The organism is Citromicrobium bathyomarinum (assembly GCA_001306305.2).
Taxonomy (GTDB): domain Bacteria; phylum Pseudomonadota; class Alphaproteobacteria; order Sphingomonadales; family Sphingomonadaceae; genus Alteriqipengyuania; species Alteriqipengyuania bathyomarina.
The window spans coordinates 2,898,374-2,910,616 of the sequence record CP155577.1 but is presented as its reverse complement, the minus strand read 5'-3'; the positions used below and the strand labels follow the sequence as shown (position 1 = coordinate 2,910,616).

Here is a 12,243-nt window from a genome sequence, read left to right as displayed (position 1 = left end):
CTGATGGCTAAGATCAAGCTCAAGCAGATCGGCTCGCCCATCCGGCGTCCCGAAAGCCAGAAGAAGATCCTGATCGGCCTGGGCCTGGGCAAGATGCACCGGGTGGTCGAACTGGAAGATACCCCCGAAGTGCGCGGCGCAATCGCAAAGCTGCCGCACATGGTGGAGGTGGTCGAGGGCTAAACACCCGTCGACTGGAATTGACGGCGGCGGCCCGCTCGGTGTAGCGGGCCGTTTCCATTTTTATCAGCGCGAAGAAAAGCGAAAGCGAGTGCATCATGGCATTTAAACTCAACGAGATCAGCGACAACGAAGGCGCCCGCAAGGGCCGCATGCGCATCGGCCGGGGCATCGGCTCGGGCAAGGGCAAGACCGGCGGGCGCGGCCAGAAGGGCCAGAAGGCCCGTGAAGGCGTCGCGATCAAGGGCTTCGAAGGCGGCCAGATGCCGCTGCACATGCGTCTGCCGAAGCGCGGGTTCAACAACCCCTTCGGCAAGGACTACGCGGAAGTGAATCTGGGCATGGTCCAGAAGTTCATCGACGCCAAGAAGCTCGACGCCAAGAAGGACATCGACCACGCAGCGCTCAAGGCCGCAGGCCTGGCCCGCGGTGGCAAGGACGGCGTGCGTCTGCTGGCCAAGGGCGAGCTGACCACCAAGGCGACCTTCACGGTGGCCGGCGCCAGCAAGGGCGCGATCGAAGCGGTCGAGAAGGCCGGCGGCAAGGTGGAAGTCATCGCCGCCAAGCAGCCCGAACACGAGAAGAAGGCTGCTCGCACCAAGGCGAACAAGGAAGCGGGCTCCAAGGCCTGATTTCGGGTAATCGGGCGCGGGGGTTCGACAACCGCGCCCGCCACACCTATCTCTCTCTGCGGCAGCCGGCATAGCCCGGTCGAATTTGCAGGATCACGGTTTTCTCATGGCATCACGCGCCGATAATCTCGCGTCCAACCTCAGTTTGGCGAATTTCTCCAAGGCGACGGAACTGCGCCAGCGGATCTGGTTCACGGTCGTTGCCCTGATCGCGTTCCGCTTCCTCAGCTTCGTCCCTCTGCCGGGTGTGAACCCGCAGATCCTGGGCGACCTGTACGACCAGACGCGCGGCGGCGTGCTCGACCTGTTCAACACCTTCTCGGGCGGCAGCCTCGAGCGCATGAGCCTCATCGCGCTCGGCGTGATGCCCTACATCACCGCCTCGATCGTGGTGCAGATGGCCTCGGCCCTGCATCCCACGCTGATGGCGCTGAAGAAAGAAGGCGCGACCGGGCGCCAGAAGCTCAACCAGTACACCCGCTACGGCACGGTGTTCCTGTGTGTCATCCAAGGCTACTTCCTCGCCACCGGGCTCGAAAGCTATGGTGCGCAGAGCGGGCTGCAGGCGGTCGTCGACCCGGGCATCATGTTCCGCATCGGCGCGGTCATCAGCCTCGTGGGCGGAACCATGCTGCTGCTGTGGATCGGTGAACAGATTACCGCGCGCGGCATCGGCAACGGCGTCTCGCTGATCATTATGGCCGGCATCGTCGCCCAGTTCCCGAGCTTTGCGAGCAACATGTTCGAAGGCGGACGGACCGGCGCGATCAGCGCGGGCGTGATCATCGGCTTTATCGTCATGATCATCGGCCTGATCCTGTTCATCAGCTTCATGGAGCGCGCGCAGCGCCGTCTTCTGATCCAGTATCCCAAGCGTGCGACCCAGCGCGGCATGATGCAGGCGGATCGCAGCCACCTGCCGCTCAAGATCAATACCTCGGGCGTGATCCCGCCGATCTTCGCCAGCTCGCTGCTGCTGCTGCCGCTAACGATCAGCCAGTTCGCCGGCAGCTCGGTCGACCCCAACAGCGGGGTGGGGCGCACGATCAACCAGCTGAACTTCTACCTCCAGCACGGGCAGCCCATCTACATGGCGCTGTACGCGATCCTGATCGTGTTCTTCTGCTTCTTCTACACGGCGGTGGTGTTCAATCCGGAGGAAACTGCGGATAACCTGAAGAAAAATGGCGGGTTCATTCCCGGCATTCGCCCGGGCAAGCGGACTGCAGAGTATCTGGATTACGTCCTGACCCGTATTACCGTGGTCGGCGCGGCGTACCTGACACTGGTCTGCGTGCTGCCCGAATACATGATCGCGCAGACCGGCATTCCGCTGTTCCTCGGCGGCACCAGCCTGCTGATCGTGGTCAACGTGACGGTGGATACGATCAGCCAGATCCAGTCACACCTGCTGGCACACCAGTATGGCGACCTTATCAAGAAGGCGAAGCTGAAGGGGCGGTTGCGCTAAGGCGCCCGCTGCCTCTAAGCCGCCTGCGCTGATCGAGCGTGGCGAGGGGACACAGGCATCATGAACATCATTCTTCTGGGGCCTCCGGGCGCAGGCAAGGGGACGCAGGCGCACCGGCTCGTCGATCATCACGGCATGCGCCAGCTGTCGACCGGCGACATGCTGCGCGCAGCGGTCAAGGCGGGCACGCCCGTCGGCAAGCAGGCCAAGGCGATCATGGACGCGGGCGAACTCGTCTCCGACGATATCGTCTCCGCGCTGATCGACGACGAGCTGGCCTCCATGTCGGCCGATACCGGCGCGATCTTCGATGGCTATCCGCGCACCCGTGCGCAAGCGGAGCAGCTCGACGCGCTGCTCGCGAAGCATGGCCGCAAGCTCGACCGGGTGATCGAACTCCAGGTCGACGAGGAAGCGCTGGTCGACCGGATCACCGGCCGGTTCACCTGCGCCGCGTGCGGCGAGGGCTATCACGACCGGCACAAGCTGCCGCAGATCGAAGGCGTGTGCGACAAGTGCGGCAGCACCGAGTTCAAGCGCCGGCCCGACGACAACGAAGAGACCGTGCGTCACCGCATGGAAGTCTACCGGTCTGAAACCGCGCCGATCCTGCCCTATTACGAAGAGCAGGGCCTTGTTGCGCGGGTCGACGGGATGGGCTCGATCGAAGAGGTCAGCTCCAGCATCGACGCGCTGCTGGAAGGCTGATCTGCCTCCTAAGGCGGTTTCCTTTGCCGCGCGCCCGTGGAATAGCGGGCGCGTGAAAGGGAGCCTCTCGATGATCCGTACTGCCGCCAAAGCCCTGGCCCTGCTGGCCGCACCGCTGATTGCCGCCGTGCCTGCTGGTGCCGAGGTGACCGAAAGCTCGCCCACCCATTTCGTCGTCCGTCACGCGGTCGATGTCGAGGCCACTCCCGAGGATGCGTGGCTCGCGCTGATCGCGCCGGGCGACTGGTGGAACGATGCCCACACCTGGTCTGCCGACGCATCGAACATGACCCTGACGCCGCAGGCGGGGGGCTGCTTCTGCGAGAAGATCCCGGCCGAGGACGGGCCCGACAGCTTCGGGCTGGAGGGCAGCGTTCAGCACATGATGGTGGTGCAGGCAGTGCCGCACAAAGTGCTGCGCATGCGGGGCGGGCTGGGGCCGTTGCAGAGCGAGCCGGTCGACGGGGTGATGACGATCACGCTTCAGCCGATCGAGGGCGAGGAGGGTGAGCCTGCGGGCACGCGGATCACGTGGGAATACGTCGTCGGCGGAACGATGCGGTTCAAGATCGACGAGATATCCAAGGCGGTTGACGGGGTGATCGGCGAACAGGTCCTCGGCCTGGCCAAGGCGCTGGGTGGCCCGATCGATGCAGTAGAGGAAGAGGACGGCGATTCGTTCGATTCGGCGTTCGGCGCAGGCACCGGGGAGGGCGAGGAGACGCCGACCACCGGCATTCCCGAAGGGCGCTGATCGTCCTCGTTGGCCGCTCGGTCGCGACCGAGCGGCGGCTGTGCCGCGCAGTTGTGGGGGACATCTGCCGCACGCCGGTTTTGACAGAGCCCCGCACACGGGCTAGATTCGGTCTCACGAACAGGGTCGCGTATGGTCGCTTTCGCGGCCGGCGCGATTATTCGCGCGTAGCTGTTGACGCTATGCGCTCTCACGCCTATGTGCGCCGTTCGTCCGATTCATTGCATCATTGCAGCACCGGCCCGGTCTTCGCGCCTGCCGGTTTTTGTCCGTCCGGATGGCGGTGATGCAGCGAACCGATGAAACTCGCGATGAGATAGGGGTGCACCGCTGTTGCGGATCGCCAAGCCCCTGTGGAGCATGGAGAAGTAAGTGGCTCGTATTGCCGGGGTAAATATCCCCACCAACAAGCGCGTGATCATTGCGCTTACCTATATTCACGGAATCGGCCGGACCAAGGCCGTCGAGATCGCCGACAAGCTCGGCATTGATCACAAGACCCGCGTGCAGGACCTCACCGACGAGGAAGTGCTGCGGATCCGTGAAACGATCGACGAAGAGCACACGGTGGAAGGCGACCTTCGCCGTCAGACCGCGATGAACATCAAGCGTCTGATGGACCTTCGTTCCTACCGCGGCCTGCGCCATCGCGCCGGTCTGCCCGTTCGCGGCCAGCGCACGCACACCAATGCGCGCACCCGCAAGGGCAAGGCCAAGCCGATCGCCGGCAAGAAGAAGTAAGCGCGCGAACAGCGCTTCACTTCGTCTCTCTTCTGTCTTTCTTTCCTTAAGGGGAATATCCAATGGCACGCGAACCAGGCCGCATTCGGCGCCGCGAGCGGAAAAACATCTCCAGCGGCGTGGCGCACGTCAACGCCAGCTTCAACAACACCATGATCACCATCACCGATGCGCAGGGCAATGCGATCAGCTGGTCCAGCGCCGGGATGATGGGCTTCAAGGGCAGCCGCAAGTCGACTCCCTACGCCGCACAGGTCGCGGCGGACGATGCCGGCAAGAAGGCCGCCGAACACGGCGTCCGCACGCTGGAAGTCGAAGTAAAGGGACCGGGTTCGGGCCGCGAAAGCGCGCTGCGTGCGCTGCAGGCGGTGGGCTTTACCATCACCAGCATCCGCGATGTGACGCCGATTCCGCATAACGGGGTCCGTCCGTCCAAGCGGCGTCGCGTCTGACCTGATCCTGCCCGGCGGTGGGAGCCGTTCCCTCCGCCGACATTTTCCGGGCCGGTCACGCTTCTTCCCCCCACCGAGAAGCGCCCGGCCCCAGCCGATCTTGCATTCCTAGGGGACATCCATGGCCGTCAACACCAAGAACTGGCAGGAACTGAAAAAGCCCACCTCGCTCGAATTGAAGGACACCGGCGCCGACAAGAAGCGCAAGGCAACCTTCGTCGCCGAACCGCTCGAGCGCGGATTCGGCCTGACGCTGGGCAATGCCCTGCGCCGCGTGCTGCTCTCCTCGCTTCAGGGTGCCGCGATCACCTCGATCAAGATCGAGAACGTGCTCCACGAATTCTCCAGCCTCGCTGGCGTTCGTGAAGATGTGACCGACATCGTCCTGAACGTGAAGCAGATCGCGCTCAAGATGGAAGGCGAGGGCCCCAAGCGCCTGCAGCTTTCCGCGACCGGTCCGGGGGCCGTCAAGGCAGGCGACATTGCCGTTTCCGGCGACATCGAGATCCTGAACAAGGATCTCGTGATCTGTCAGCTCGACGAAGGCGCGACGCTGAACATGGAACTGACCGCGGATACCGGCAAGGGCTACGTCCCTGCCGTGCAGAACCGCCCGGCCGATGCGCCGATCGGTCTGATCCCGGTCGACTCGCTCTACTCGCCGATCAAGCAGGTGAGCTACAAGGTCGAGAATGCTCGCGTGGGCCAGGAACTGGACTACGACAAGCTCAACCTGACCATCGAAACCGACGGCACCGTCACCCCTGAAGACGCCGTGGCCTACGCCGCGCGCATCCTGCAGGACCAGCTGACCCTGTTCGTCCACTTCGAAGACGGCATTCCGCAGCCTTCCAGCCCGATGATCGGGATGGCCGCAGAGCCGCAGGAATCGGACGCCAACCAGCTTAACCGTTACCTCCTCAAGAAGGTCGACGAGCTGGAACTGTCGGTGCGTTCGGCCAACTGCCTCAAGAACGACAACATCATCTACATCGGCGATCTGGTCCAGAAGACCGAGGCCGAGATGCTGCGCACGCCGAACTTCGGCCGCAAGTCGCTCAACGAGATCAAGGAAGTACTCTCCAGCATGGGCCTGCGCCTCGGGATGGACATCCCGGGCTGGCCGCCGGAGAACATCGAGGAAATGGCCAAGAAGCTCGAACAGGAACTGCTGGGCTAACTCCGCTTACGGGCATGGGCCGGACCCGCAATTCCGGCCCGTACCGGGGTACCTCGTACGGCCCCCTTACAAACGAAGGATTGAATAATGCGTCACGGTATTTCGCAGCGTAAGCTTGGTCGCAAGTCTGGCCACCGCACCGCCATGTTCCGCAACATGTCGGCCGCGCTGATCAAGCACGAGCAGATCGTCACCACGCTGCCCAAGGCGAAGGAACTGCGCCCCTACATCGAAAAGCTGATCACGCTGGCCAAGCGTGGCGGCCTTTCCAACCGTCGCCTCGCGATGGGCCGTCTGCAGGACGAAACCCAGCTGAAGAAGCTGTTCGACGTTCTGGCGGAGCGCTATTCGGACCGTGAAGGCGGTTACACCCGTATCGTCAAAGCAGGCTACCGCGCTTCGGACAGCGCGCAGCTCGCGATCATCGAATTCGTCGATCGCGACGAAGATGCCAAGGGCCTCGATTCCGGCCCGGTGATGACCGAGGAAGACGAATACGACGACGCGTAAGCGCGGGTCGCAAGACCAGTTTGAGAAGGGCCGCCGGGGCAACCCGCGCGGCCCTTTTCCTTTGGGCCGCGACACTTACGGAACCCAAATCGGCGAAGCGCGGTTTCTCTCACCAAGGAGAAACGACATGCGTATTGCAATCGCTGCGTCGAGCGCACTCGCGCTCGCGCTCGCCGTGCCCGTGCTTGCCCAGAACAACGGGAATGGAAACGGCAATGGAAATAGCCAGGGTGCCAAGGCCAATCCCGGGAAGGGCCCGGGCGCAGGCAAGGGCAATTCGGGCAACCCGCGCGGCGGCCCGCCCGCGATGCGGGGCAACGGAAACGGGCCGGGCAACGGCAAGGCCGAGCGCGGACAGGGCCCGGCTCCGGTGGCTCAGCGTGGCAATCCGACCGACCGCCTCGAGCGCGAGCTGGATCGACGGGTCGATCGGCGTATCGAGGACGAGGTCCGGCGCGGTGCCAATCGTGCCGCACGCGAGGTGACCGATCGCCTGGGCGGCGATGCTCGCGAAGTGCTCACCCGGTTCGACCGCACGGATCGCCCGCTGCGCGGCTTCTGCCCGCCGGGGCTCGCCAAGAAGAACAATGGCTGTCAGCCGCCCGGGCAGGCCAAGAAGCTGCGGAGCGAGCGCTTCGGCGGCTACTACGGCTCGGCCTATCCGCAGCTTTCGGGCAGCGACTGGCAGTATTACGACGGCTACGCCTACCGTCCCTCGCGCGGGGGCGTGATCGATGCGCTGGTTCCGCTGGTTGGCGGTGCTCTCTTCAGCGGCAACCAGTGGCCAACCGCCTATGATCAGTACCAGGCACCCACCTATTACGCGGACTATTTCGGGCGCAACTCGGACGCCCGCTATTACTACGCTGACCAGACGCTGTTCTCGGTCGACCCGAAGGATCAGGCGATCATGGGTATTGCCGCACTTCTGACGGGTGACGACATCACTGTCGGCCAGCGCCTGCCTGCGGGGTACGATGCATATAATGTGCCTTACGCCTATCGCGATCGATATCGCGATGGACCCGATGCGATGTATCGCTACAGCGACGGCTATGTTTACCAGGTCGACCCCACGACCCGCGTTGTCGCTGCGGTCATCGATCTTTTGACGTGAGGACAATGATGAAGAAGACGATCATCCCCGCACTGGGCGCGCTTTCCCTCATGCTGGCCGGGTGCGGTGCCGCAGACGAGGCGGCCGATCCCGTCGAATCCACTGCCACGGCAGGCTCGCAAGATCTGGCCGCCACCATCGCCGGGATCGACGACCTTTCGACCGCTGCCGAGGTGATCGGCAATGCAGGTCTGGAAGATCCCTTCGACGGAGCGGGTTCCTATACCGCCTTCCTGCCGAGCAACGCGGCCTTCGCTGCGCTGCCCGAGGGCGATCTGGAGCGGCTTCGCTCCGATGAAGGCAGGCCTGAGGTGATCGCGCTTCTGCGCGGCCATCTGGCAGTCGGTGCGATATCGCGCGAGGATCTGGACAGGGCGCTCGACCAAAACGGCGGCTCTATCGAATTGGCGAGCGTCGCGGACGAGCCCATCCAGGTGCGCAAGATCGACGGGCAGATCCTCGTCGGCGATGGCGATGACGCCCCACACCTGACCAAGATCGCGGAAGCGGCGTCGAATGGCGTGGTCTACGTGATCGACGGTTTCATCCCGCCCGAGAACTGATCCGATCCGCGAGGCAGGAGACAAGGGGCCGGGGGCATTCCTCCGGCCCCTTTTTCGTGTGCAGGCTTCCCTTTCGGCATTGCTGTGGCACACTCGCGCGCCATGATCCGGACCAGCCTCGCCGCGCTTGCGGCACTCGCCCTGCCTGCCTCGCTTGCGGCACAGTCGACCACGCAGGAACAGCTCGATGCGCGTTACGACCGTGCGCTTGCCGCCGGTTACAAGGCGCTGTTCCTGTGCAGCGCTCTCGCCAATGCGCAGCGCAACGGGGCGGAGCGGACGCCAGAGAGCGTCGAGGCGTGGGAGCTGACCGGCATCTATCCGCGGATCGACGCCATCATCGGCGATCTCGACTATTCGATCCTGCCCGATGCCGCAGGTCGCGTGGCGCTGGTCGAGGTGGACTGGGCGGACGACATGCCGCCGCGCTTCGCGGAAGCCTCGCACGATCAGGGCTGCCGCCTCGCGCCGATCGGGCTGGAGGCTCCCACGCCGGAAATGCGCGTGCCGCCCCGGCCGGGCGAGGAGCAGGCGAGCGCCGATGCGACGCGACGTGGCGCTGGTCTGACAATCCCGATCGTGGCGGTCGAGACAGGTGAGCGGACGCCGAAGGCCCCGCCAAGCGCGCTCGACAAAGTGATCGGGCGTGCCTTCACCCCGGACTATGGCGAGGGCGCGAGAACCACCGCCGTTGTGCTTCGCCACGGGGACGGCGGCGATGGAGTGATCGGGCAGGGGCGATACGCCCCCGGCTTCGGCATGGACACGCCCCAGCGTACCTGGTCTGTCGCCAAGAGCATTGCCGCGACGCTGATCGGCGCGGCGGTCCAGCGCGGCGATGCGCAGGTGACCGACGGGCTCGCCTTCGACCGGTGGCGGTGGGACGCGCGGCGGAGCATCACGATCGACAATTTCCTGCGCATGGCCTCGGGCCGGTACAGCGATACGCCGGGCAATCGGACCGACCCGCTCTACATGGGCGGCGCGCTGGTGGCGGAGAGCGCGACCGGATGGCCGCTGCTCCACGAGCCGGGGACCGTGTTCCGCTATGCCAACAACGACACGCTGATGGCGGTCAAGGCGATCGAGGATACGTTCGATACCTATGATCCCGCCCACCTGTTCAGCGATATCGGGATGACCGGCACGGTCGCGGAGACCGACTGGGGGACGGACTATATCCTGTCGAGCCAGGTGTGGGCGACCGCGGACGATCTGGCGAAGCTCGGCCAGCTCTATCTGGACGACGGCGTGACGCAGAGCGGCAAGCGCCTGCTGCCCGAGAACTGGCGGGAGTATGTCTCCACGCCCAGCGGGCCGCAGCCTGATGGCGAGCTGGGCTATGGCGCGGGCTGGTGGCTGATGAACAAGAGCGAGGGTATCCCGCCGGACACCTTCGCCGCGATGGGCAACCGCGGGCAATATGTCGTCGTGGTGCCGAGCCGCGAGGTGGTGATCGTCCGGCGCGGGGAAGACCCGGTCGGCACCCGGTTCGACATCATCGCCTTCACCCGCGACGTGCTCGCCGCGATGGAGTGATCCTGCGCAGCGAGTTGCACGCTGCCCGCCATCGACTAGATATCCTGCACCAGTTTCCCCGACCAACGAGAGGACGCCACCCCATGCTTCGCAACAGCCTTCTTACCGGAGCCGCCACCGCACTGGTTGCGGTCGCGATGCCCGCCGCCGCGCAGGATCTGACCGCGCCCGACTATCCCGAAACCCGCACCGGCGATGTCGTGGAAGAGCAGTTCGGCCAGCAGGTCGCCGATCCCTATCGCTGGCTGGAGAACGATGTCCGCGAGGACCAGGAAGTCGCCGACTGGGTCGCGCGCGAGAATGCCGTGACCGACGCGTTCCTCGCTCAGCTGCCTGGGCGCGATGTGCTGAAGAAGCGGATCACGCAGCTGACCGATTACGAGCGCTTCGGCCTGCCGACCGACAAGGACGGGCACTATTTCTACACCCGCAATAACGGCCTGCAGAACCAGAGCGTGCTCTATGTGCGCGACGGGCTGGATGGCGAAGCACGCGTGCTGATCGACCCTAATGAATGGTCGGAAGACGATGCCACCGCGCTCGCCGATTACGCGATCACCGATGATGGCACCAAGCTGCTCTACGCGATCCAGGATGGCGGCAGCGACTGGCGCACGGTCAAGGTGATGGATGTCGCCACCGGCACGGTGCTGCCCGATACGGTCGAATGGGTGAAGTTCTCCAATCTCGACTGGGCGAAGGACGGCAGCGGCTTCTACTACAGCCGCTTCCCCGCGACGGGGGAGGGCGAGACGTTCCAGGCGCTCAATACCAACCAGCAGGTCTATTTCCACACGCTCGGCACCGAACAGGATGCCGACACGCTGGTCTATGAGACGCCCGACCAGCCCGAGCTGAACCACACCGCGCAGGTGAGCGACGATGGCCGGTGGCTGGTCGTCACCAGCTCCAGCGGGACCGACGATCGCTACGAAGTGACGCTGATCGATCTGGAGCGCGCCGATGCCGACCCGATGACTTTGGTGCCGGGGTTCGAGAACAACTATTCCTATGTCGGCAACCTCGGCAGCCGGTTCTTCTTCGTCACCAACGATGATGCGCCGCTAAAGAAGGTGGTTACGGTGGATGTCACCGCGCCGCAGCAGGGCTGGAGCACGGTGATCCCCGAAAGCGAGCAGACGCTCGACGGGGTGTCGCTGGTCGGCGGCAAGCTGATCGCGAGTTACCTGGTCGATGCCAAGAGCAAGATCGAGGTGTTCGGGCTGGACGGCACGCCGCAGGGCGAGGTCTCACTGCCGGGGATCGGTAGCGCGGGCGGCTTCGGCGGCGACCCGGAGCAGACCGAGACGTTTTACGCCTTCTCCAGCTACAACCGCCCGACGACCATCTACCGCTATGATGTCGCGAGCGGTGAGAGCACGATCTGGGCCCAGCCCGAAGTCTCCTTCGATCCGGATGATTTCGTGGTCGAACAGAAGTTCTACACCTCGAAGGATGGCACCCGCGTGCCGATGTTCCTGGTCCGCAGCAAGGCCGTGGCCGAGAGCGGGAAGGCCGTGCCGACGCTGCTCTATGGCTATGGCGGGTTCAACATTTCGCTGACGCCGGGCTTCAGCCCCTCGCGCCTCGCATGGGTCGAATCGGGTGGTGCCTATGTCGTCGCCAACATCCGTGGCGGCGGCGAATACGGTAAGGCGTGGCACGATGCAGGGCGGCTGAACAACAAGCAGAACGTGTTCGACGATTTCATCGCTGCAGGTGAATACCTGATCGATCAGGGGATCACGCCGGAGGATGGTCTTGCGATCCAGGGTGGATCGAACGGCGGCCTGCTGATCGGCGCGGTGACCAACCAGCGGCCCGATCTGTTCGCGGCGGGCAATGCTGCCGTCGGCGTGATGGACATGCTGCGCTTCGACCAGTTCACCGCCGGTCGCTACTGGGTCGACGATTATGGCTATCCCAGCAAGGAAGCCGACTGGAAGGTTTTGCGCGCCTATTCGCCGTACCACAACATCCGTTCGGGCGTGGATTACCCCGCGCTGCTGGTGACCACCGCCGATACCGACGACCGCGTGGTTCCGGGCCACAGCTTCAAGTACACCGCCGCGCTGCAGGCGGCGGACCTGGGCGACAAGCCGCAGCTGATCCGGATCGAGACCCGCGCGGGCCACGGTTCGGGCAAGCCGACCGACAAGGCGATAGAGGAAGCGGCCGACGTGCTCGCCTTCCTCGCCGCGTTCACAGGGCTCGAAATCGAGAAGTAGGGCAGGCAATTCGAGCGAAGCGGGGCCTTCGGGCTCCGCTTCGTGTTTCGAGCGCGCATCGCGAGTCGAAATGGCGCTTTGGCTTGCTGAACCAAGCTTAACGAAGCAGCATTGCGAGACGGGCCTCGGCGACGTTTCCGATACAAATCATGTTGTAAAACCAGCGGT

Annotated in this window: 13 protein-coding genes; all 13 read left to right on the top strand. The window is 64.4% G+C overall.

The annotated features are described in order from the left end of the window. The first annotated feature begins 3 nt into the window (after positions 1-3). Positions 4-183, top strand: coding sequence for a 50S ribosomal protein L30 (rpmD, locus tag VO57_014480; protein XBL69324.1), 180 nt, complete (start codon positions 4-6; stop codon positions 181-183). A gap of 95 nt (positions 184-278) precedes the next feature. Further along, positions 279-812: a 50S ribosomal protein L15 gene (gene rplO / locus VO57_014475; protein ID XBL69323.1), complete on the top strand. Its 534-nt coding sequence runs from the start codon at positions 279-281 to the stop codon at positions 810-812. 106 nt (positions 813-918) lie between these two features. Next, the gene (gene secY / locus VO57_014470; GenBank protein XBL69322.1) at positions 919-2,283 is read left to right on the top strand and encodes a preprotein translocase subunit SecY; all 1,365 of its coding nucleotides are present in this window, start codon (positions 919-921) and stop codon (positions 2,281-2,283) included. Between the two features lie 60 nt (positions 2,284-2,343). After that, a complete protein-coding gene (locus VO57_014465) occupies positions 2,344-2,991 on the top strand; it encodes an adenylate kinase (protein XBL69321.1) in 648 nt (215 codons plus the stop codon). Between the two features lie 70 nt (positions 2,992-3,061). Then, positions 3,062-3,745: an SRPBCC family protein gene (locus tag VO57_014460; protein ID XBL69320.1), complete on the top strand. Its 684-nt coding sequence runs from the start codon at positions 3,062-3,064 to the stop codon at positions 3,743-3,745. A gap of 372 nt (positions 3,746-4,117) precedes the next feature. Then, positions 4,118-4,486, top strand: coding sequence for a 30S ribosomal protein S13 (gene rpsM / locus VO57_014455; protein ID XBL69319.1), 369 nt, complete (start codon positions 4,118-4,120; stop codon positions 4,484-4,486). Between the two features lie 62 nt (positions 4,487-4,548). Then, entirely contained in the window at positions 4,549-4,938 is a 390-nt protein-coding gene (gene rpsK, locus VO57_014450; protein ID XBL69318.1) for a 30S ribosomal protein S11, read from the top strand. 121 nt (positions 4,939-5,059) lie between these two features. Next, entirely contained in the window at positions 5,060-6,118 is a 1,059-nt protein-coding gene (locus VO57_014445; GenBank protein ID XBL69317.1) for a DNA-directed RNA polymerase subunit alpha, read from the top strand. Between the two features lie 87 nt (positions 6,119-6,205). Further along, on the top strand, positions 6,206-6,628 hold the full coding sequence (rplQ, locus tag VO57_014440) for a 50S ribosomal protein L17 (protein ID XBL69316.1): 423 nt from the start codon (positions 6,206-6,208) through the stop codon (positions 6,626-6,628). Between the two features lie 127 nt (positions 6,629-6,755). Continuing rightward, positions 6,756-7,745, top strand: a complete 990-nt coding sequence (locus VO57_014435) for a hypothetical protein (protein XBL69315.1) — start codon at positions 6,756-6,758, stop codon at positions 7,743-7,745. Between the two features lie 5 nt (positions 7,746-7,750). Continuing rightward, a complete protein-coding gene (locus tag VO57_014430) occupies positions 7,751-8,308 on the top strand; it encodes a fasciclin domain-containing protein (GenBank protein ID XBL69314.1) in 558 nt (185 codons plus the stop codon). 102 nt (positions 8,309-8,410) lie between these two features. Continuing rightward, on the top strand, positions 8,411-9,847 hold the full coding sequence (locus VO57_014425; protein ID XBL69313.1) for a serine hydrolase: 1,437 nt from the start codon (positions 8,411-8,413) through the stop codon (positions 9,845-9,847). Positions 9,848-9,930: 83 nt separating this feature from the next. Beyond that, a complete protein-coding gene (locus VO57_014420; GenBank protein ID XBL69312.1) occupies positions 9,931-12,075 on the top strand; it encodes a prolyl oligopeptidase family serine peptidase in 2,145 nt (714 codons plus the stop codon). Positions 12,076-12,243 lie beyond the last annotated feature (168 nt).